General features: G+C 51.8%; 21 protein-coding genes and 1 tRNA gene. 8 read left to right on the top strand and 14 right to left on the bottom strand.

Going from position 1 to position 19,729, the window contains the following annotated elements:
• Nucleotides 1-78: 78 nt before the first annotated feature.
• Nucleotides 79-1,089, bottom strand: coding sequence for a tetratricopeptide repeat-containing serine protease family protein (locus GOC95_RS02610; protein ID WP_275355559.1), 1,011 nt, complete (start codon nucleotides 1,087-1,089; stop codon nucleotides 79-81).
• A gap of 162 nt (nucleotides 1,090-1,251) precedes the next feature.
• Between GOC95_RS02610 and uvrB the strand changes: the two genes are divergently transcribed.
• Genes uvrB through GOC95_RS02590 form a run of 4 tightly spaced genes read left to right on the top strand, consistent with a single transcriptional unit; the run spans nucleotide 1,252 to nucleotide 5,031 of the window.
• Nucleotides 1,252-3,285 carry an excinuclease ABC subunit UvrB gene (uvrB, locus tag GOC95_RS02605; RefSeq protein ID WP_194747899.1) on the top strand — a complete coding sequence of 678 codons (2,034 nt, stop codon included), beginning with the start codon at nucleotides 1,252-1,254 and terminating at the stop codon, nucleotides 3,283-3,285.
• Nucleotides 3,282-3,548 (top strand): SemiSWEET transporter, encoded by a 267-nt coding sequence (locus GOC95_RS02600; protein WP_275355557.1) that lies wholly within the window; start codon nucleotides 3,282-3,284, stop codon nucleotides 3,546-3,548. Before uvrB ends, GOC95_RS02600 begins: the two co-directional genes overlap by 4 nt.
• Nucleotides 3,549-3,601: 53 nt before the next feature.
• Nucleotides 3,602-4,471 carry a UTP--glucose-1-phosphate uridylyltransferase GalU gene (galU, locus tag GOC95_RS02595; protein ID WP_194747895.1) on the top strand — a complete coding sequence of 290 codons (870 nt, stop codon included), beginning with the start codon at nucleotides 3,602-3,604 and terminating at the stop codon, nucleotides 4,469-4,471.
• Nucleotides 4,472-4,476: 5 nt separating this feature from the next.
• Nucleotides 4,477-5,031: a hypoxanthine-guanine phosphoribosyltransferase gene (locus GOC95_RS02590; RefSeq protein ID WP_194747893.1), complete on the top strand. Its 555-nt coding sequence runs from the start codon at nucleotides 4,477-4,479 to the stop codon at nucleotides 5,029-5,031.
• A 138-nt stretch (nucleotides 5,032-5,169) separates the two neighbouring features.
• On the opposite strand, the gene GOC95_RS02585 is transcribed toward GOC95_RS02590, so the two are convergent.
• Nucleotides 5,170-6,621: an acetamidase/formamidase family protein gene (locus GOC95_RS02585; protein ID WP_275355553.1), complete on the bottom strand. Its 1,452-nt coding sequence runs from the start codon at nucleotides 6,619-6,621 to the stop codon at nucleotides 5,170-5,172.
• Between the two features lie 121 nt (nucleotides 6,622-6,742).
• Between GOC95_RS02585 and GOC95_RS02580 the strand changes: the two genes are divergently transcribed.
• Nucleotides 6,743-6,928, top strand: coding sequence for a hypothetical protein (locus GOC95_RS02580; RefSeq protein WP_275355552.1), 186 nt, complete (start codon nucleotides 6,743-6,745; stop codon nucleotides 6,926-6,928).
• A gap of 200 nt (nucleotides 6,929-7,128) precedes the next feature.
• Complete coding sequence (locus GOC95_RS02575; protein WP_275355551.1) at nucleotides 7,129-7,515, top strand: BLUF domain-containing protein; 387 nt, start codon at nucleotides 7,129-7,131, stop codon at nucleotides 7,513-7,515.
• 100 nt (nucleotides 7,516-7,615) lie between these two features.
• On the opposite strand, the gene GOC95_RS02570 is transcribed toward GOC95_RS02575, so the two are convergent.
• The 10 genes from GOC95_RS02570 to guaB all read right to left on the bottom strand — a co-directional run bounded on the left by GOC95_RS02570 (nucleotide 7,616) and on the right by guaB (nucleotide 17,687).
• A tRNA-Ser gene (locus GOC95_RS02570) sits at nucleotides 7,616-7,706 on the bottom strand.
• 114 nt (nucleotides 7,707-7,820) lie between these two features.
• On the bottom strand, nucleotides 7,821-9,197 hold the full coding sequence (locus tag GOC95_RS02565; RefSeq protein WP_275355549.1) for an ATP-binding protein: 1,377 nt from the start codon (nucleotides 9,195-9,197) through the stop codon (nucleotides 7,821-7,823).
• Nucleotides 9,198-9,227: 30 nt separating this feature from the next.
• Nucleotides 9,228-9,995, bottom strand: a complete 768-nt coding sequence (locus GOC95_RS02560) for a response regulator transcription factor (protein ID WP_194747880.1) — start codon at nucleotides 9,993-9,995, stop codon at nucleotides 9,228-9,230.
• Between the two features lie 83 nt (nucleotides 9,996-10,078).
• The gene (locus GOC95_RS02555) at nucleotides 10,079-10,540 is read right to left on the bottom strand and encodes a Spy/CpxP family protein refolding chaperone (protein WP_275355547.1); all 462 of its coding nucleotides are present in this window, start codon (nucleotides 10,538-10,540) and stop codon (nucleotides 10,079-10,081) included.
• Nucleotides 10,541-10,653: 113 nt separating this feature from the next.
• A complete protein-coding gene (locus tag GOC95_RS02550) occupies nucleotides 10,654-12,249 on the bottom strand; it encodes an ABC-F family ATPase (RefSeq protein ID WP_275355546.1) in 1,596 nt (531 codons plus the stop codon).
• A gap of 58 nt (nucleotides 12,250-12,307) precedes the next feature.
• Nucleotides 12,308-12,910, bottom strand: coding sequence for a nitroreductase family protein (locus GOC95_RS02545; protein ID WP_194747875.1), 603 nt, complete (start codon nucleotides 12,908-12,910; stop codon nucleotides 12,308-12,310).
• Nucleotides 12,911-12,917: 7 nt separating this feature from the next.
• Nucleotides 12,918-13,415 carry a GreA/GreB family elongation factor gene (locus tag GOC95_RS02540; protein WP_194747873.1) on the bottom strand — a complete coding sequence of 166 codons (498 nt, stop codon included), beginning with the start codon at nucleotides 13,413-13,415 and terminating at the stop codon, nucleotides 12,918-12,920.
• Between the two features lie 26 nt (nucleotides 13,416-13,441).
• Nucleotides 13,442-14,461 carry a tryptophan--tRNA ligase gene (gene trpS, locus GOC95_RS02535; RefSeq protein ID WP_194747871.1) on the bottom strand — a complete coding sequence of 340 codons (1,020 nt, stop codon included), beginning with the start codon at nucleotides 14,459-14,461 and terminating at the stop codon, nucleotides 13,442-13,444.
• A gap of 41 nt (nucleotides 14,462-14,502) precedes the next feature.
• Nucleotides 14,503-16,110: a glutamine-hydrolyzing GMP synthase gene (gene guaA, locus GOC95_RS02530; protein ID WP_275355543.1), complete on the bottom strand. Its 1,608-nt coding sequence runs from the start codon at nucleotides 16,108-16,110 to the stop codon at nucleotides 14,503-14,505.
• Nucleotides 16,111-16,226: 116 nt separating this feature from the next.
• A complete protein-coding gene (gene guaB / locus GOC95_RS02525; protein ID WP_194747867.1) occupies nucleotides 16,227-17,687 on the bottom strand; it encodes an IMP dehydrogenase in 1,461 nt (486 codons plus the stop codon).
• 159 nt (nucleotides 17,688-17,846) lie between these two features.
• On the opposite strand from guaB, the gene GOC95_RS02520 reads away from it, so the two are divergent.
• On the top strand, nucleotides 17,847-18,314 hold the full coding sequence (locus GOC95_RS02520; protein WP_275355541.1) for a DUF4124 domain-containing protein: 468 nt from the start codon (nucleotides 17,847-17,849) through the stop codon (nucleotides 18,312-18,314).
• Between the two features lie 67 nt (nucleotides 18,315-18,381).
• Here GOC95_RS02520 and GOC95_RS02515 read toward each other — a convergent pair whose 3' ends face one another.
• Both GOC95_RS02515 and GOC95_RS02510 read right to left on the bottom strand, forming a co-directional pair.
• A complete protein-coding gene (locus GOC95_RS02515; protein WP_275355539.1) occupies nucleotides 18,382-18,732 on the bottom strand; it encodes an RnfH family protein in 351 nt (116 codons plus the stop codon).
• The gene (locus GOC95_RS02510) at nucleotides 18,732-19,166 is read right to left on the bottom strand and encodes a type II toxin-antitoxin system RatA family toxin (protein ID WP_194747861.1); all 435 of its coding nucleotides are present in this window, start codon (nucleotides 19,164-19,166) and stop codon (nucleotides 18,732-18,734) included. The genes GOC95_RS02515 and GOC95_RS02510 overlap by 1 nt, the downstream gene beginning before the upstream one ends.
• 70 nt (nucleotides 19,167-19,236) lie before the next feature.
• Here GOC95_RS02510 and smpB point away from each other — a divergent pair, with 70 nt between their 5' ends.
• The gene (gene smpB / locus GOC95_RS02505; RefSeq protein WP_194747859.1) at nucleotides 19,237-19,689 is read left to right on the top strand and encodes an SsrA-binding protein SmpB; all 453 of its coding nucleotides are present in this window, start codon (nucleotides 19,237-19,239) and stop codon (nucleotides 19,687-19,689) included.
• Nucleotides 19,690-19,729 lie beyond the last annotated feature (40 nt).

The following is a 19,729-nucleotide window of genomic DNA, read 5'->3' as shown; positions in this document are numbered from 1 at the left end:
GCGCGCGCGAGGCGCGCCAGTGGTTTTAAGCTGGTCGCCCCGGGCGGGGCGGTGAGGCGAAAATGATGACAGGAAGATTTAACATTGTTTGCCGCAGCCGAGATAAGCCTGGTAGACAGGCACCAGGGTGGGATCTATTTGTTGTAACTGGCCCTCAATCTCATGCACGGTGTGTTGGTCGCCCAGTTTCTGGGCCATTTCACCACGTCTAAACCAGGCCTCAACAAACTGTTTGTCCAGTTTGACGGCTTGGCTAAAGGCGGAGGCGGCGACATCAAAGTGCTTGAGTGACATTTCTGCCAGCCCCAGACTAAACCAGGCATCTGGACTACTTGTTTCTTGCTGGGTCCAAAGCTGGCTGACTTGCGCCAGTGCGGGCCAATCTTGACGGGATTCGGGCACGGCAGCACGCATATAGTAGGGTTTTTTGTCTTCGTCTTCCTCCCACAATGCTTTGCCTGACACTGGAAAGATGTTACTGGCTGGCATTTTCTCCAGGGTCTCCAGCCACTCGACGGGCAATGCAAAGTGAATGCTGCCACCATTGCCTGCGGTTTTAAAGGTATTGATGCCCACCAGTTTGCCATCCATGTCAAACAAGCCGCTGCCGCTGGCTCCCATGAGGAACTTGGCGCTGCTGCGGATCATATTGCCGGCAGGCGTAGGATACAAACCCTGAATTTCACCAATAGAAGTGATCGGCGCAGGCACACCATTTGAGTGTCCAATCGCGGTGATTTCCTGGCCGCGACTCAAGGCCAGGCTGTTGCCGCGCGGGACTGGCTTGAAGGGCATATTGCTAGTGGTCACCAGACACAAATCATGCCAAGCATCTGCGCGTACGCTGGTGATTGGGTAGCTGTCTTCGCCACGGGAGACCCAGGGCTGTTTGGTTGCGCGCAAGACATGGCAATTGGTGACCACTGAATTGTCGCTGACCACCACGCCGGAACCATAGGCCATGCCACCTTCCTGGTTGTAGCCGCGGATCATGACCACACCAAAGTAAGCTTCCATCAGGGCTTGCTGATTGTAGGCTTGCGCCGCTGGTGTACCGAGCGCCAGAATGGCTATTAAAAGGAATTTCACGCGACCCCCAAAAGAATATGATTCATTGTGGTTTAACTGACTGGTACTTGCGATAAAAGTTCAGGCGCAAAGTAGTTGAGAAAATTGTAAATCATATGCCTGTCTGCGCAAAAGCAGTTAAAATAGAACGTATATTATTTATCCCATGCACAGACTGTTGTTGTGATCGTTACTTTCCCCGGTAGTAAATATGAATTACACCAGCCCTTTCCGCCGGCTGGGGATCAACCACAGGCAATTGAAAAATTGACGCAGGGGATTCATGACGGCCTCAAGTTTCAAACCTTGCTGGGGGTGACAGGCTCTGGCAAGACCTACACCATGGCGAACGTGATTGCGCGCACCGGCAAACCGGCGATTGTCATGGCACCGAATAAAACCTTGGCTGCACAGCTTTATAGCGAGTTCCGCGAGTTTTTCCCCAATAATGCCGTCGAGTATTTCGTCAGCTATTACGATTATTACCAGCCGGAAGCCTACGTGCCTTCGCGCGACCTGTTTATCGAAAAAGACTCCAGCATCAACGAACACATTGAGCAGATGCGTTTGTCAGCGACCAAAGCCTTGCTCGAGCGCGAAGATGCAGTGATTGTGGCTACTGTTTCGGCCATTTACGGTATTGGTGATCCAGGCGAATACCATGGCATGGTGTTGCATATTCATCAGGGTAAAAAGATTGCACAAAAAGACATTGTTGCGCACCTGATTGCCATGCAGTATGACCGCAACGACTTTGACTTTAGCCGGGGCTGCTTCCGTGTCCGGGGCGACATTATTGACGTGTTCCCTTCAGAGAACAGTGAAACGGCGGTCAGAATCAATCTGTTTGATGACGAGATTGATACCATTCAGTTGTTTGATCCGCTGACGGGCCAGATTTTTAACAAGATACACAATTTCCGTATTTTCCCGTCCAGCCATTATGTGACCGCGCGTGAAGCGACGGTAAGGGCCATGGAAACCATCAAGGAAGAACTGCGTCAGCGCGTCAGTTTTTTCCTGAGTGAAAACAAGCTGGTAGAAGCGCAGCGCATCGAACAGCGCACGCGTTTTGATCTCGAAATGCTTAACGAAATCGGCTTTTGCAAAGGCATTGAAAACTACAGCCGTCATTTGACGGGCCGCAACCCCGGCGACCCGCCGCCGACGCTGATTGATTACCTGCCCGCTGAAGCGCTGATGATCATAGACGAGAGCCATGTGACCGTGCCGCAAATTGGCGGTATGTATCTGGGTGATCGCTCACGCAAGGCTAACCTGGTGGATTATGGCTGGCGCCTGCCCTCGGCCATGGATAATCGTCCGCTCAAGTTTGAAGAGTTTGAGCGTATTATGCGGCAATGCGTATTTGTCTCGGCCACGCCTGCCAATTACGAAAAAGAGCATCAGCAGCAAGTGGTGGAAATGATTGCTCGGCCAACCGGACTGGTAGACCCTGAAATTACCGTCAAACCTGCCGATACTCAGGTAGATGATCTGCTCGGCGAGATCAAACGCTGTGTCGCCGTGGGCGAACGCGTGCTAGCAACAACCCTGACCAAGCGCATGGCTGAAGACCTGACGGATTACCTGAGCGAACATGGCGTCAAGGTCCGCTATTTGCATAGCGATATCGATACGGTGGAACGCGTGGAGATCATCCGTGACTTGCGCCTGGGGGAGTTTGATGTGCTGGTCGGCATTAACCTGCTACGTGAGGGCCTGGACATCCCCGAGGTGTCGCTGGTGGCCGTGCTGGATGCCGATAAAGAGGGCTTTTTGCGCTCTGAGCGTTCATTGATTCAAACGGCGGGCCGTGCGGCGCGTAATTTGAATGGGCGCGTCATTTTTTATGCCAATAGCATCACACGCAGCATGAAGCTGGCGATGGATGAAGGGGACCGCCGCCGCAAGATTCAATTGGCGTTTAACGCCGAGCATGGCATTACGCCCAAAGGCGTCACCAAGCGCATTAAAGACATCATTGATGGCGTCTATGACAAGGATGAGGCCCAGCGTGAACGCAAGGCTGCACAGGAACAGGCCAGCTATGAAAGCATGAGCGAAAAAATGCTGACCAAGGAAATCAAGCGCATTGAAAAAGCCATGCACGACGCGGCCAAAAACCTCGAGTTTGAAAAGGCGGCCCAATTCAGGGATCAACTCAAAAAACTCAAGTTACAGGCCTTTGGTGCCGAAGTAGAAGATTTGAAATGAGCATAGTAAACACCTGTATTGGATCAATCGCTGCCGTGTGCACCACGTTAGCCTTTATTCCACAAGTTTTGCAATCATGGCGTACCAGGGATTTAAGCGGCATCTCGTTGCCGATGTACACCATTTTCACTTCTGGCGTGGTGTTATGGCTGATTTATGGTCTCTTGATCGTAGATTGGCCGGTGATTATCGCCAATGCGGTGACGGCATTGCTGGCAGGGACCGTTCTTTGCTTAAAGTTGAAATCTATATTAAAAATTTGAGTCACACCTTTATTCTTTTGTTATAACTATTTTTATTTATTTAGGATACGACCATGAAAAAAATTACAAAAGCAGTCTTCCCGGTGGCAGGGCTAGGGACCCGATTTTTGCCAGCGACCAAGGCTAGCCCTAAGGAAATGCTGCCTGTCGTCGATAAGCCGCTGATTCAATACGCAGCCGAAGAGGCGATTGCCGCTGGCGCAACCGAGTTAATTTTTATCACTGGTCGCAACAAACGTTCGATTGCGGACCACTTTGACAAGGCCTATGAACTGGAAGCTGAACTCGAGGCTGCCGGCAAGCAAAAACTGCTGGATATCGTGCACAGCATTCTGCCCAAAGGCGTCAGCTGCGTCTTTATCCGCCAGTCACAAGCATTGGGCCTGGGACATGCTGTGCTTTGCGCCAAGCCTGTGGTCGGGGATGAGCCATTTTCAGTCTTACTTGCGGACGATTTGCTGGTTGGTGATGTATCCATCACCAAGCAAATGGTAGACATGTATGAAGAGCAGCAATGCTCCATTTTGGGCATTGAAACGGTTGCACCGGAAGAAACCAGCAGCTATGGTGTGGTGGATGCCGTGGCAAAAACCGATGACTTGCTCGAAGTGAAAGGCATGGTAGAAAAACCAAAACCGGAAGAAGCGCCTTCCAACCTGGCCGTGGTCGGTCGTTATGTGTTGAGCCCACGCATTTTTGAGTGCCTGGAGCACGTCAAGCCAGGCAAAGGCGGCGAAATTCAGCTGACAGACGGTATTTCTGCCTTGATGCAGTACGAGAAAGTCATGGCGTACCGCTACAAGGGCAAACGCTATGATTGCGGCAGCAAACTCGGCTTTATGCAGGCCAACGTTGAGTTGGGTCTCAAACATCCCGAAATCGCCGACAGCTTCAGAGCGTATCTGAAAACCCTGAGCCTCTAACGCGCATGGTTGCACCGCAGGATCAACCGCCGGCGCACTGGCTGGCGCAGTCGCAGGTGGTATTTACCGCAGAAGAGGTCAACGCCGCCATGGAGCGCGTTGCGTTACAGTTGCAGCAGCGCATGCAAGACCTTGCTAGCGAAAGCATCGTGTTGCTTTGCGTGATGCGTGGCGGCCTTTATCTGGCCGGTCAATTAATGGCGCGACTCAATCTGCCAGCACGAATAGACTACTTGCAGGCCAATCGCTATCACGGCACGGCTGGCCATGAAATTGTCTGGAGCAAGCAGCCCGAGTTAGACCTGCGTGACCAAACTGTGGTGATTGTGGACGATATTCTGGATGAGGGGATTACCTTGGCAGAAGTGGTGCGCTTTTGCCATGCGGCAGGTGCGCGCCACGTGCTCACCGCGGTGCTGACTGAAAAAGACAATGGCTTGCAAAAGCCATTGCAAGCCGATGTGGTCGGGTTGGTGGTGCCAAACCGCTACGTATTTGGCTGCGGCATGGACGTGTATGGCTGGTGGCGCAATTTGCCCGAGATTCGTGCTTTAATCTAGTCACCGCATGCATTGCACGCTGCTCTGCTCAATCCTGTTTTTTCTTAGAACGCATCCTTCTTCTTAAATAGATTTGCTAACGGAGAGGCGCGTTGCCTTTCCATTAGCAATTTATCAGGCTGATGCTCTGGCGCATGATCAATTTTTGCGCGGCGGGAAAATGCTTTTTTTCACCAACGCATGCACGCCCCAGTTGCCATCCACCACCTGCGTAATGCCAAAGTCAACCGCAATCGACATCAGCGAGATCGCCTCGTCTTCACTCAATCCTTGCGTTGTCATCAAGAAATCACGCATTTTGCGGTAGGCATCGCGCAAGGCTAAATCGACCGAAGATTTGGCAAAAATACTATTCTGTGCATCTGGACCCAGATCGGCCAGGTAGTTAGGATAACTGAACCCATGCAGCAGCCATTCATCTTGCGTTTCCAGCAGTGGATATTTCAGGCTTTCCAGTGCCGTGCCGGGCAGGCTGGCTTTTTTATGCAAAATCAGCTGAAAAGTGCCGGTCAGAGAACACTCGATGGCTGTGCCACACAGCTCGGAATCGCCCTGTGACGCATGCGGATCGCCGACCGAAAATAAGCCACCTGACACCGATACCGGGTAGTAGAGCGTGGCGCCTTTACCAATGCGCCAGTTATCTATGTTGCCGCCGGTGTAGTTGGGTGGAATCGAGTTGACCATGTCGGCTTCACTCGGCGCGACCCCCATGGTACCGAAGTGCGGACGGATAGGGATACGGACGTTTTTCAGTACATTGTGATTTTCTTTGATGGTTTTATGGTCGACCGGGACGCCGGGGTAGTCAATGATGGGGTGCACAATTCCGAATGGATCGGTTTGTGGCGTCCAGCGGAAGTTATATACTGCGGATGCATAGTTTCTTTCGCCGGTCGCATCGACTTCATAAATGGTGATCACTTCACGTTTTTTTGGCTCCTCTATCGTGTCACCGTAATGAAACCCCCACCAGGCCGCAGCATTACTTCCAAAGGCCTTGCCCTTGTATAAGGGGTTAGCGCTGGGTCTGGGGCTGACATCCACAATGCGGACTTCCAGAATATCACCCGGCTCAGCGCCCTTAACCGCAATCGGCCCGGTGCAAATATGGACACCTAAGCCACCCCCGGCGCCCACTTTGGCATTCATGGCGCCTATCCCGCGACGGTCTACCCCCTTGCGCTTACTATCCCAGTAAAACACACTTTCTGCGCCCGCATCGCCTCTCACCATCCGTTCGGCATCATCATTGGCATGGTGGGTCAGTGTTTCCAGGGTGACATAGTCCCCAGACTCGACCTCAATTAACGGTTTGAGGGATTTACTGAAAAATCCCCAATGGACCGTTTTGTCATTGGCAGGGACATAAAAATGATTGGCGCGACCCGTACCGACCTTGGGACTCTGGGCAAAGGCGTTCGACGACATGGTAATCCCCATCGCGCCAAGCGCGGCAGTGGTGCTGCCGACGGCAAAGGCATCTTTTAAAAAAGACCTCCTTGCCTCGTGAAACTCTTCTTTGATGTGTGCTTCATTACCTGGGGTAACGCCATGCTGACAACCGGGACTACAAGTATGCTCTGACATATTGAAAGACTCCACTGGGTTAAGAATGTGCAAGTGAGCTCGTTAACATGGCGCTGCTAGGCGTGATAGTCGTTGGCTCAAGGAACAAGGCTTGAGAGCGGCTGAATGACGGATAAGAGGTGTGCATGCCGCCTATTGGGGGCTGGCTGAATATGGGGAAGTGCGCTCTATGACCTGTTACTCTTTTGCGCTGACCACCGATCTCGCGGGCCTGAAGAAAAGAGAAACAGAAGGGCTGATCACCATTGCACGGTTTACTGCCAAGCTTGTTTGTTACTATGCTCGCACCGAAGTCATCGTTGATTAATACGTTAAACAACGTAGTCGAGCTTGATGCAGGATCAGGCAGTTATTGATGACAAGGGGCTGTAGGATCAGTCAGGACGGGGCTAGCTCGCTTGCTAGAACTGTTGCGACGAACAGACGAGATCAAACATGACGCTTTAAATATATATTGATAAATTATTTATCGTATATCATTAAGTATCTCAAAACATGAGCACAGCCATGAAATTTGTTCTGTATACAAGCGTATTAAACCAAGAGCACTACGATGTATTGGTTGTACCTGAGATCGTTAAAACTGCGCGTGCTGCAAACAGCCGTGATGGAATTACCGGTGTATTACTGTTTGATGGCTTAAATTTCACGCAATATTTTGAAGGAGAAGCGGCCAGTGTCGATGCGCTGCTAGCGAATATCCTGCGTGATCGGCGACACAAAAATATCGTGATGATCCTAAGCGGTGATCTGCCAGGGAGGCTATATGCTGACTGGGGAATGGGCTATATTGATATCAGCGACAATCAATTTGATATGGCTGCATGTCTTGCCGCGGCTGATTTTTCTGTAGGCAGCTTCAAGCAAAAAATGAGTCAACTGGATGTCGAGTAGTGTGGTTGTTCTAAGCAAGTAGAATGAATGGGTGAATATTAAACAAGCGTGACTAAAATGTCATCGGAATCCAGCTAGGGTTTCTCATGCCTGAGATGGCTGGCGGAGAAGGGGGGATTCGAACCCCCGATACGCTTTCACGTATGCCTGATTTCGAGTCAGGTACATTCAACCAGCTCTGCCACTTCTCCGGGAGGTCTTGCGTAATCATTGCGACCAACAAGCCTTGATAAGGGCGCTAGTCTACACTGTGGTGGCCTCGCGCTTCAACAAAAATATGCAAGCAGTGTTACGCAACGGCTGATTTAGTTCAGTGGTAGCACCATCTGCACGACCAGGCCGGTTTCAGGGGCTGTCTTGTTATTTAGTGTCATTTTTCCACCGTGTTTTTCAACAATCATTCGTGCAATGGCCAGTCCGAGGCCGGTGCCACCGGTCTGGCGGGAGCGGGAGTCTTCCAGGCGCCGGAACGGTTCCAGCACGCTGGTTAGGGCAGATTCAGGAATGCCTGGGCCATTGTCCGAGACGGTACAGATGACTTGTTTACCTTTGACTTGAATGGATAAGGCAGGCGTTTTTGCATAGGCAATGGTATTGTTGAGCAGGTTGGTGAGACAGCGTGTGAGCAAATGGGCTGAGCCCATGACGGTGATTGCCTGTTCGGGAAGTTTTTTTTGAATGGCTTGGCCTGCGTCTTCAAAGTCGTCGCAAACAGCCGTCGCCAGGGCGGTGAGGTCCACTTTGTTTTTGTGGATGTTTTCACCGCAGAGACGCGCAAAATCCAGCCCTTCCCGGACCATTTCCTGGGTGGCGGTCAGATCTTTGATCAGTCCCTGCTTGAGTTCTGGGTCTTTGACTTTTTCGAGGCGCAAGCGCAGACGGGTCAACGGTGTTTGCAGGTCATGCGCGATGGCCCCCAGAATAAAGCCACGCTCCTGAATATGCTTGAGGATGCTGCGTTGCATTTCATTAAAGGCTTTGGCGGCATGGCGGACCTCTGTCGAGCCTTTATTTTCTGGCAGTGGCGGATGCTCGATATTATGGGCGAGCTGCAAGGCCGCATCGGCCAGTTTACGCAGGGGTCTGGTGGCCACGGAGGCTACGGTCCAAATGATCAGCAGTAAGCCTAGGAAGGCCAGTAAAATGGCTAACGGGTTGCGTTCGTGCGGTGGCGGTGGTCTATGGCCGCCATAGTGCAGAGTGATCAGTACCGGTGTCTGGTCTTCAAGGTGGGTGTAAATGGCCAGGCATTGTCCATGGGGACGGGGAGGCGGTGAAAAACCCATCGTAGGCGGCGGGACTGGCATGCGGCGCGGAGCACAATGGCTGAGCGGCACCAGATCAATCATGTCTGCTACTTCGGGCACCAGCAAGGTATTCAAGTGCGCCAGTTCTGCGGGTAAGGCGGGCACCTGTGAAGGTTTGTTTGCGCCAATGGTGACGTGGCTGCCCATGCGCTTAAACACATCTTGAATTTCGACGCGTTTCTCGGGGACGGTGGCTTCAAGTATGCGCACCATGCTCTCAATGCGGTCAAAGGCAAATTGGTCGCGCATGCGAGATTCATTTTCTTTAAAGTCCCGCTGTCCCAGCATCCTGACCGTGGTGGCGGTCAATAGAATACCGATCACCGTGATCAGGAAAATACGAACCGACATGGTGCCTAGCCATTTTTTCATCATCTTGTGTATCCGGTCATTGAATGTCACACATTATTTAATGTAACGCACTTCGGCGGTGAGTAAATAGCCTTCGTTGCGTAGCGTTTTGATCATGGATGGATTCTTAGTATCCACTTCAAGTTTCTGTCTTAATCTACTGATTTGTAAGTCTATTGACCGGTCAAATGGACCCGCCTCCCGTCCATGCATTTCTTCCATGAGCTGATCACGGCTCAAGGTGCGGTTGGCATGCAGGAGCATGAAACGCAAGAACTTGAATTCGGCATTGGAGAGGGGAATGCGCGTATGCTGGCTGTCGACCAGGGTACGGTTTTGAATATCCAGAGTCCATTCGTTAAACTCAATGAAACGCAAAAGAGCGTGATCGGTCTGCCATTCGTGATCGGGTTTGCCTGCGCTCTCCAGCATCATGCGCGACCGTCTGACCACGCTACGGATACGCGACAGCAGTTCCAGCGGCTCAAACGGTTTGGCCACGTAGTCATCTGCCCCGGTTTCCAGGCCCATGATGGTATCCAGAGAGCTGGTTCTGGCTGTGAGCATGATGATGGGCAGGAGATGATATTTGCCGGACTCGCGCAGTTCACGGCAGAGCTCAATACCACTCCGCTGCGGCATGTTGATGTCGAGGATAATGACATCAGGCATGCGCTGCTGCAACGCTTGCCACATTTGTGCATGATTGCTGGCTTGTTGTGTGCTGAGTTGATTATCCTGCAAAAAGTCGCACAATAAATCACGGATGGCATCGTCGTCATCAACGACAAGCACATGGGTATCAGGATGGCCGTCAGTCATAAAAGTGTCTCGGACTTGCAAGGGGAGTATTTGAGCACAAAAACCGGCCATTGTGGCCGGTGAGTCTGTGAAACGCGTTGAGATTATTCACGCACAGGTTTTTCGTGATGCGCATTGGCATGATGCGGATGTTGCGGTAAGGCATTTTCATCAAATGCTTTCTTCTGTGCATCATTCAGCTGGGCATAAAATGTACGGATGGCTTTGGCACGTTCAGCCTGACGTGCGTCACGCGCTTTATCCCAGGCTTCCATTTTGTCCAGGCGTTGCAAGGTATTCAGTTTGCTTAACTCTGCAAAGTCCGGATGTTCCTTGTCTTGCGGTTTAATCTGTGCCTGATAGGTTTTCCAGGCATTTTCCTGTGCGCTTGTCAGTTGCAAAATGGTATGCAATTTTTCCTGATGCTGTTCAAAGTGCTCCAGGCGCTGTGCTTGCCAGTTGGCAGGGTCAAATTTGCCTTTACCGCAATCATGGCCATGCTCGGCAAAGGCAGTTCCGCACACCAACACCAAAAGCCCCGCGAATACCAGTTTGTTCAGTTTCATGATGGATCCTTTCAATCACCATTGCGAATTTGCAATGATGATATTAAAACACCCGATTGTATCGGGTGTTTGTCAGGGGTGGTCAGCTGTGTAACGGAATGTATCGTCAGTTTTTAGGCAATCCCCTGGCTGGCTAAATAGTCTTCATAGTTGCCGGTAAAGTCGACAATGCCATCCGCCTTGATTTCGATAATACGGGTGGCAATCGAGCTGACAAACTCACGGTCATGGCTGACAAAAAATAAGGTGCCCTTGTATTTGTCCAGTGCCGTATTCAGCGCTTCAATCGACTCCATGTCCATATGGTTAGTCGGTTCGTCCATCAGCAAAACATTGGTTTTCGCCAGCATCAGTTTGCCGTAAAGCATGCGGCCTTTTTCACCCCCGGACAGCACTTTGACTGATTTTTTAGTGGCTTCGGTCGGGAACAGCAAACGGCCCAGCATGCTGCGCACGGTGTTGTCATCATCGCCTTGCTGGCGTTGCTTGGTCATCCATTCAAACAAGTCTTCACCTTCTGCAAACTCGTATTCATGGTCTTGCGCAAAATAGCCCAGCTTGGCTTTTTCTGCCCATTTGACTTCGCCATGCTTGGGCTGCAAATCCCCGGCCAGGCAACGCAAAAAGGTGGTTTTACCAATGCCGTTTTCACCAATGATGGCGACTTTTTCACCTGCTTCGAAGATCAATTCCACGTTGTTAAACAAGGGTTTGTCAAAGCCATGGCCGAGTTTCTTGAGCTCGACGGCATTGCGGTGCAGCTTCTCTTTGTCGTCAAATTCAAAGCGAATAAACGGATACTGGCGGCTAGAGGGTTTAAACTCTTCGACCTTGATTTTATCAATCTGTTTGGCGCGGCTGGTTGCCTGCTTGGCTTTAGACGCATTAGCAGAGAAGCGACGGACAAAGTCCTGCAAGTCTGCAATCTGCTGTTTGGCCTTGGCATTGTCCTTGGCTTGCTGATTACGTGCGGCAATGCTGGCTTCCATGTAATCATCATAGTTACCTGGATAAGAGGTAATCTTGCCGTAATCCATATCACAGGTATGGGTACAGACCTGATTTAAAAAGTGGCGGTCGTGCGAAATAATGACCATGGTGCAGTCACGATTATTGACCACATCTTCCAGCCAGCGGATGGTGTTGATGTCCAGGTTGTTGGTCGGTTCGTCCAGCAATAACACATCTGGATTTGCAAACAGGGCTTGTACCAGCAGCACACGCAACTTCCAGCCTGGGGCTACGGCGCTCATCGGGCCATTATGTTGCTCCAGGGGAATGCCTACGCCTAACAGCAATTCGCCAGCACGTGCTTCGGCAGTATAGCCGTCATACTCTGCAAACACGCCTTCCAGTTCGGCGGCACGCATGTAGTCGTCCTCGGTGGCTTCGAGGTTGGCGTAAATCGCGTCACGCTCTTGCATGGCTTTCCACATTTGCTCGTGACCCATCATGACCACGTCCAGCACGCGCTGGTCTTCATAGGCAAATTGGTCCTGCTTCAAAAAGGCCATGCGTTCGTTCGGGTCCAGGCTGACGTTGCCACTGGTAGGCTCCAGCACCCCGGCCAGGATCTTCATAAACGTAGATTTACCACAGCCATTGGCGCCAATCAGACCATAACGGTTGCCATCACCAAATTTGACGGAAACATTTTCAAACAGTGGCTTGGAGCCAAACTGCATGGTGATATTGTTCGCAACTAACATGCAAGAACTCTCAATCAATAATTAAAAAGGTGCGCCTGCTTCAGGCATCGTAATTTTGCTAAAAACGGTTATAAATGACGACTTCATCCATGGCCAATTGGCCACCACGTGGCTTGGCTGCTTCGAGGGCTTTTCCTACCACGACAAACATCACGGGGACATGATCTTCAGGCAAGTTGATTAATTTGGACACAGCCTCAAAATCAAAACCATCCATCGGGCAGGTGTCATAGCCCATTTCTTTGGCGGCCAGCATCAAGGTCATGGCTGCCATGCCGCAAGAACGCATGCCTTCATCGCGTTGTGCCAGAGGTTGATCAGTGTAATAGCCGTGAATGGCCTTGACCAGGTAGTCACTAACCGGCTGTGGCGCGTTGACCCAGTAGCGGGCAGGGTCTTTTTCCCAGGCCTTTAAATCCGCAGTCAGGATAATCAGCAATGAGGCATCGGTGACTTGTGCCTGGTTCCAGCTCACCGCGCGGATCTGATGACGTAACACCGGGTCAGTCACGACCACAAAACGCCAGTGCTGGATGTTAAAAGCGGTCGGGGAGAGCATGGCCAGCGACAAGAGTTGCTGGATTTCTGCCTCTGTCATGCGGTGTGCAGGGTCGTAGGCTTTAATAGAGCGGCGTTGTTCAATTGCTTGGGAAACGTTCATCGTGTTTTCAGTATTTAATGTCTAAAATATCCAGTGACAAGGGACCCGCAGGCCGTTGCCAGACCGTGGTGTCACCGACTTTACGGCCGAGCAGGGCTTTGGCCACGGGCGAAACATAGCTGACTTTGTGCTGCGCAATGTCTGCCTCGTCTTCTCCAACAATCTGGTAAGCCTGTTGCGTCCCCAGTTCGTCTTCTACGGTCACGGTCGCGCCGAAGAGCACCGTATGTTGCGGCTGTTGGACGGGATCCACCAGTTGTGCGGTTTCCAGCCGTGCGACAAAGTAGCGCAGGTCGCGGTCTATCTCGGCCAGCTTCTGTTGCGCGTTGGGATCTTCCTTGCGCGCACTATAGTGCAAGCGGTCAGCTTCCAGCGTTTTCACTGCCTGCTGCAATTGTTGCAAGCCTGCAGGCGTGACGTAATTGACATGCGCACTGATGGGGCGTTCCGGTAAATCGGTGCCCGCCAGTTCCAGATCGTCTTCTTTGACAAAGCCCCGGCTCATAGGTGAGGTGTGGTTGCCTGCGCCATTTAAAAGTAATTCAGGCCCAGCGCCGCGCGCACTTCGCTCATGGTTTGAGCGGCGACTTCACGCGCTTGCTCGGTACCTTCGCGCAGCAACTGCAAAATGTAGCCTTTGTCATTGGCCAGTTCGGCCCGGCGGGTACGAATGGGTTCCAGCATTTCCTGCAATACGGCTTCCAGGCGTTTTTTTACAATGCTGTCTGCCAGTCCACCGCGTGTGTAGTGTGCTTTTAACTCGGCGACCGCTGCTTTATCCGGGTCAAACGCATCTAGATAGGTAAAGGCAATATTGCCCTCTACATGGCCAGGATCTTCAATCTTCAAATGCAAGGGATCGGTGTAGACGCGCTTGACGGCTTTGGTGACTTCGTCTGCGCTTGCACCCAGATTTATCACATTACCCAAGGATTTGCTCATCTTGGCTTTACCGTCAATGCCAGGCAAGCGGCCGAGTTCAGGCACCAGAGCCTTGGTTTCAACCAGAATCTCTTGCTTGGTTTGAATGTTTTTATAGGTGCGGTTAAAGCGGCGCACGATTTCATTGGTTTGCTCAATCATGGGAATCTGGTCTTCGCCCACTGGCACCAGCGTTGCTTTAAAGGCCGTAATATCGGCTGCCTGACTGACTGGGTAGGTGAGGAAACCGGCCGGAATGTCGCGCTCAAAATCACGCAGGCGTATCTCTTCTTTCACCGTTGGATTGCGCTCCAAACGCGCCACAGTGACCAGGTTGAGGTAGTAAAAGGCCAGCTCAGTCAGTTCAGGCACTTGCGACTGGATAAATATGGTCGACAGCTTGGGGTCTATACCGACTGCCAGATAATCCAGCGCGACTTCCACCACGTTGCGATGCACCTTGTCGATATCATCCATATTGTCGGTCAGCGCTTGCGCGTCGGCCAGCATGACATACTGTTTGTATTCATGTTGGTATTTGACGCGGTTGCGCAAACTGCCGACAAAATGACCCAAATGCAGCGGGCCAGTCGGGCGATCACCAGTAAGGATGATGGATTTAGTGCTCATTTTTTGTTCTCAGTGTAGGCCGTCAGAATAATGTTTAAAGCTTATTCCCACTCAATGGTTGCGGGAGGTTTGCCGGAAATATCATAAACCACGCGGTTAATGCCGCGCACTTCATTAATAATGCGGTTAGACACTTTGCCCAGCAGGCTATAGGGTAATTCCGCCCAATGTGCAGTCATAAAGTCGCTGGTGATCACGGCGCGCAATGCAACCACATAATCGTAAGTGCGGCCATCGCCCATCACGCCGACAGACTTGACCGGCAGGAACACAGTAAAGGCCTGGCTGGTGAGGTCGTACCAGGTTTTGCCGCTGGCGGCATCCACGGTATTACGTAACTCTTCAATGAAGATGGCATCTGCACGTTGCAGTAACAAGGCATATTCCTGTTTGACCTCACCCAGAATGCGCACGCCCAAGCCCGGGCCAGGGAAGGGGTGGCGATAAACCATGTCGCGGGGTAAGCCGAGCGCGACGCCCAGTTCACGCACTTCATCCTTAAACAGGTCACGCAATGGCTCCAGCAGCTTGAGGCCTAATTGTTCTGGCAAGCCACCGACATTGTGGTGGCTCTTGATGGTGACCGCTTTTTTGGACTTGGCGCCGCCCGATTCAATCACATCCGGGTAAATGGTGCCCTGTGCCAGGAAGGTGGCGCCTTTGTGACCGGCACCGCTGGCCTTGAGCTTGGCGGCTTCGGCCTTAAACACTTCAACGAATTCTGCGCCTATGATCTTGCGCTTGGCCTCCGGGTCACTGACGCCAGCCAGTTTACCCATGAATTGTGCAGAGGCATCCACGCGGATGACTTTGGCGTGCAGACGACCAGCAAACATGTCCATCACCATATCGCCTTCATTCAGACGCAGCAGGCCGTGATCGACAAAGACGCAGGTGAGTTGGTCACCAATGGCACGGTGTATCAGTGCGGCTGCCACGGAGGAGTCTACGCCTCCTGATAAGCCGAGAATAACTTCTTCATCGCCAACTTGTGCCTTGATTTTGGCCACGGCTTCGGCGATATAGTCACCCATAATCCAGTCTGCCTTGGCCGCGCAGATATCCAGCACAAAGCGCTCAAGCATGGCTTGGCCTTGCTTGGTGTGGGTGACTTCAGGGTGAAATTGCACCGCGTAAAACTTGCGGCTTTCGTCAGCCATGGCGGCGATGGGCGTGGTGTCGTTGCTGGCGATCACTTTGAAACCGTCAGGCAGTTCGGTGACCTTGTCGCCGTGGCTCATCCAGACGTCGATCAGGCCGTGGCCTTCAGCGTTGGTGGCATCCTGAATGTCGCGGAACAGGGCAGAGTGGCCACGTGCACGTACTTGGGCGTAGCCAAATTCGCGTTTTGCACCGGCCTCAACCTTGCCGCCTAACTGTTGCGCCATGGTTTGCATGCCGTAGCAAATGCCCAGCACCGGCACGCCTTGTTCAAACACGGCTTGTGGGGCCTTGTCAGTTTCTTCTTCGTAAACGCTGGCGTGGCTGCCAGACAAAATGATGCCGTCAGCACCGAAATTGCGGACAAATTCATCGGACACATCGCAAGGATGAATTTCGCAGTAGACATGCGCTTCGCGTACACGGCGTGCAATCAGTTGGGTGACCTGGGAGCCGAAATCTAGAATCAGGATTTTTGAATGAGACATTTGTTTAGCCACAGAGTGCACAGAGGACACAGAGTCTTAGAGAAGTCATTTCTCTGTGATCTCTGTGTCCTCTGTGGCTTTGATTAAATGGATGAATTCGCGTTTATCAATAAGGGTTAATCAATACGGTAATTCGGTGCTTCTTTAGTAATCTGCACATCATGCACATGCGACTCGCGCATACCGGCACTGGTGATTTGCACAAACTCTGCCTTGTTACGCATTTCTTCAATAGAAGCGCAGCCCACATAACCCATGGAGGCACGCAAGCCGCCCATCAACTGATGGATCACTGCAACGACACTACCTTTATAAGGAACGCGGCCTTCGATGCCTTCAGGCACCAGCTTGTCAGCGTTGGCCGTGCTGTCCTGGAAGTAGCGGTCAGAAGAGCCTTTTTGCATGGCGCCTATCGAGCCCATGCCGCGGTAGGATTTGTAAGAGCGACCTTGGTACAACTCTACTTCGCCAGGCGCTTCTTCAGTGCCTGCAAACATCCCGCCCAGCATGACGTTGTACGCGCCTGCAGCAATGGCTTTAGAAATATCGCCAGAGAAGCGAATGCCGCCGTCTGCAATAAATGGCACGCCTGATTTTTCAAGGGCTTTGGCCACATTGCTGATGGCTGTGATTTGCGGCACGCCGACGCCAGCCACGATACGGGTGGTGCAGATAGAGCCAGGGCCGATGCCCACTTTGACACAGTCAGCGCCATGATCCACCAAGGCCAGCGCGGCTTCTGCCGTGGCAATATTGCCACCAATCACTTGCAGTTTTGGATAGTGGGTTTTAGCCCATTTGACGCGATCCAGTACGCCTTGTGAGTGACCATGCGCTGTATCGACCACAATGGCATCGACACCGGCTTCAACCAGTGCGGCAATGCGTTCTTCTGTGCCGTCACCCACGCCCACTGCCGCGCCGACGCGCAAGCGACCTTTTTCATCTTTACAGGCCAGGGGGTGATCTGACGATTTTTGAATGTCTTTAACGGTAATCAAGCCTTTGAGCTCATAGTTTTCACCAATAACCAGCAAGCGCTCAAGACGGTGTTTATGCAGCAAGCCCATGATTTCTTCGCGACTGGCGCCTTCCCGCACGGTGACCAGACGGTCTTGCGGGGTCATCACATTGCTGACGGCTTGATCAAGGTTGGTTTCAAAGCGCAGGTCGCGGTTGGTAACAATGCCGACCACCTTGCCATCTTGCAACACAGGCAAGCCTGAAATTTTTTGCTGTTGGGTGATATTCATCACCTCGCGCACACTCATGGCCGGGTGGATGGTGACCGGGTCAATGACGACGCCGGACTCGAAGCGTTTTACGCGGGAGACGCGAGAAGCTTGCATCTCTACCGACATGTTTTTGTGTATGATGCCCATGCCGCCCAGTTGCGCCAATGCAATGGCCATGCGTGCTTCAGTGACGGTGTCCATCGCAGCAGATAGCAGGGGAATATTTAAGGTGATGCTCTTGGTAAGCTTGGTGCTGAGATTGACCTCGCGCGGCATCACATTCGAATGTGCGGGAACGAGTAAAACGTCATCAAAGGTAAGAGCTTGTTGCAACAAACGCATGTGAATTCCTTATCTCCAAAATATAATTATACCGATTTCACTTTGCCTTGACAAAGCGTTTTGCGTTTTTGCAGTTCTGTTTGCTGATGTCTGGCATGGTTTGTGCATGAGGCCTTTACTTAACCTTTTTCTAAGCAAGTGTGGGTTTATCAAATGAGAATGACGTTGAGATGGATGTTGATGCTGGGCTTGTGCTGGGCCATGCAGGCTGCGGCCGAGATTTATAAATGGCGCGATGAAAAAGGCATTATGAATTATTCGGATACGCCTCCTGTCGCCGGTCCATCCACGCAAAAAATCAAGGCGACGACGGTGCCAGCGGATACGCCACTGACGCGATCCGACGCCTATTCGCGCGAGCAAATGAATCCGGCCAAACAGAAAATGCCCGAGAACTCAGCCGGGCAGAATGCGTCCCCAGAAGCTGAAGCGCTCAAGGCGATGGAAGCGCGTCAAAAAGCCCAAAATTGTGCAGCAGCCAGAAGCAACTATCGCAACTATGCCGTGGGTGGCCGCATGCAGAATGTGAACGAGAATGGTCAGCGCGAATATCTGTCAGATGAGCAAATTCGTCAGGGGCTGGCAGCCGCGCAGCAAGAAATCGACGAAAATTGTCCACCCGAGTAATGCATCTTGATGGTGTTGATCAGAAAGCCTGCAGTTTTGTCAGCGCGTTGAATGGTGCAATACGTAATTAACGGGAATTGGCCCGCTTGGCCGCGGCTGTTTTCTGTTTAGTGGCACGCTGACGGCGCATTTCTTTGGCGTTCGCAATCAGCGGGCGATAAATTTCTACCCTGTCCATCGCTTTTAGTGGCCTGTCGTGGCTGACTTTTTTGCCAAAAATGCCTAAGGATAATTCTTTGCTTGCGGTCATCTGGTGTTGTTCCAGAATGCCCGACTGTCGCACGGCCACGATTGCAGTGGTGCCTGGCGGCACCACGAGTGTGATCAGCGTTTGCGACGTTGGCAGCGCATAGACCACTTCTATATTAAGCATCCCGGTGAGTTCTTCAGGCATGGCTGGCGTGACCGGTTTGGTCATTACTTGAGTTGGAGCTTGCCAGCCTGTTTGACGAAGCTGTCGACGAAGGTGTTGGCAATATGGCTGAACACCGGCGCAATCATGCGTTCAATCAGGCCGTTGGCAAAGACATATTCAAGCTTGAATTCAATTTTGCAGGCATCTTCACGCAGTCTTATAAAGTGCCAGTGTCCACTCAGTTGCTTGAACGGGCCATCCACCAGCGTGATTTCCATGCGGTGCGGGAATTGTTTGTGGTTGCGTGTTGTAAAGTGCTGCTGTATGCCGTGGTAACGGATGTGGATGGTGGCCTGGGTCACGGTATCCGTGCGCTCGATGACCTGGCTACCGCCACACCAGGGTAAAAAGTCAGCATAGGTTTCAACTGCATCAACCAATTGAAACATCGCTTCACACGAATGCATGACCAGCACGGTTTTTTCTACTTGAGCCATTGCGTCAGAACGAAAGTCGGTTTTGGGTTAAAATGCTATTTTAAGTGATTTAAGCCCGTACAGCAGCGTTATGACTATCGCGCAAAACAAAAAAGCGTTTTTTGACTATTTTATTGAAGAAAAATACGAAGCCGGCCTCGTGCTCGAGGGCTGGGAAGTCAAGGCGATACGCGATAACCGTACCAACCTCAAGGAATCCTACGTGGTGGTCATGCGTGGCGAGTTGTACCTGATCGGTTGCCACATTACGCCGCTAGGCTCGGCATCCACCCATGTGCGTCCTGATGCGATCCGTACACGCAAATTGCTGCTGCACCGCGAAGAGATCGACAAATTGATTGGCAAGGTCGAGCGTGCAGGTTACACCTTGGTGCCACTGGACATGCATTTCACCCGCGGACGGGTAAAAGTGCAAATTGGGTTGGCTAAGGGTAAAAAACAACACGATAAGCGTGATGCTGAAAAAGAGCGCGACTGGAAGCGCGAGCAAAATGCGCTGATGAAAAACAAGATGAAGCGTTAAAAGTGACGCGAAATCAAGTGCGCTTAGCAAAGGCGAATCT

It is taken from the genome of Methylophilus sp. YYY-1, assembly GCF_029132825.1.
Lineage (GTDB): Bacteria > Pseudomonadota > Gammaproteobacteria > Burkholderiales > Methylophilaceae > Methylophilus > Methylophilus glucosoxydans.
This window is presented reverse-complemented; position numbering and strand designations above follow the sequence as displayed.

What these genes read in the sequence shown, in the direction of transcription:
- guaB (WP_194747867.1), bottom strand. Translation starts at nt 17,687, where the DNA reads ATGCGTTTGTTGCAACAAGCTCTTACCTTTGATGACGTTTTACTCGTT.
- GOC95_RS02540 (WP_194747873.1), bottom strand. Translation starts at nt 13,415, where the DNA reads ATGAGCCGGGGCTTTGTCAAAGAAGACGATCTGGAACTGGCGGGCACC.
- GOC95_RS02590 (WP_194747893.1), top strand. Translation starts at nt 4,477, where the DNA reads ATGGTTGCACCGCAGGATCAACCGCCGGCGCACTGGCTGGCGCAGTCG.
- GOC95_RS02515 (WP_275355539.1), bottom strand. Translation starts at nt 18,732, where the DNA reads ATGACCAAACCGGTCACGCCAGCCATGCCTGAAGAACTCACCGGGATG.
- GOC95_RS02600 (WP_275355557.1), top strand. Translation starts at nt 3,282, where the DNA reads ATGAGCATAGTAAACACCTGTATTGGATCAATCGCTGCCGTGTGCACC.
- galU (WP_194747895.1), top strand. Translation starts at nt 3,602, where the DNA reads ATGAAAAAAATTACAAAAGCAGTCTTCCCGGTGGCAGGGCTAGGGACC.
- GOC95_RS02575 (WP_275355551.1), top strand. Translation starts at nt 7,129, where the DNA reads ATGAAATTTGTTCTGTATACAAGCGTATTAAACCAAGAGCACTACGAT.
- GOC95_RS02550 (WP_275355546.1), bottom strand. Translation starts at nt 12,249, where the DNA reads ATGTTAGTTGCGAACAATATCACCATGCAGTTTGGCTCCAAGCCACTG.
- GOC95_RS02510 (WP_194747861.1), bottom strand. Translation starts at nt 19,166, where the DNA reads ATGGCTCAAGTAGAAAAAACCGTGCTGGTCATGCATTCGTGTGAAGCG.
- GOC95_RS02520 (WP_275355541.1), top strand. Translation starts at nt 17,847, where the DNA reads ATGACGTTGAGATGGATGTTGATGCTGGGCTTGTGCTGGGCCATGCAG.
- GOC95_RS02565 (WP_275355549.1), bottom strand. Translation starts at nt 9,197, where the DNA reads ATGATGAAAAAATGGCTAGGCACCATGTCGGTTCGTATTTTCCTGATC.
- GOC95_RS02545 (WP_194747875.1), bottom strand. Translation starts at nt 12,910, where the DNA reads ATGAACGTTTCCCAAGCAATTGAACAACGCCGCTCTATTAAAGCCTAC.
- GOC95_RS02560 (WP_194747880.1), bottom strand. Translation starts at nt 9,995, where the DNA reads ATGACTGACGGCCATCCTGATACCCATGTGCTTGTCGTTGATGACGAC.
- guaA (WP_275355543.1), bottom strand. Translation starts at nt 16,110, where the DNA reads ATGTCTCATTCAAAAATCCTGATTCTAGATTTCGGCTCCCAGGTCACC.
- trpS (WP_194747871.1), bottom strand. Translation starts at nt 14,461, where the DNA reads ATGAGCACTAAATCCATCATCCTTACTGGTGATCGCCCGACTGGCCCG.
- GOC95_RS02555 (WP_275355547.1), bottom strand. Translation starts at nt 10,540, where the DNA reads ATGAAACTGAACAAACTGGTATTCGCGGGGCTTTTGGTGTTGGTGTGC.
- GOC95_RS02585 (WP_275355553.1), bottom strand. Translation starts at nt 6,621, where the DNA reads ATGTCAGAGCATACTTGTAGTCCCGGTTGTCAGCATGGCGTTACCCCA.
- smpB (WP_194747859.1), top strand. Translation starts at nt 19,237, where the DNA reads ATGACTATCGCGCAAAACAAAAAAGCGTTTTTTGACTATTTTATTGAA.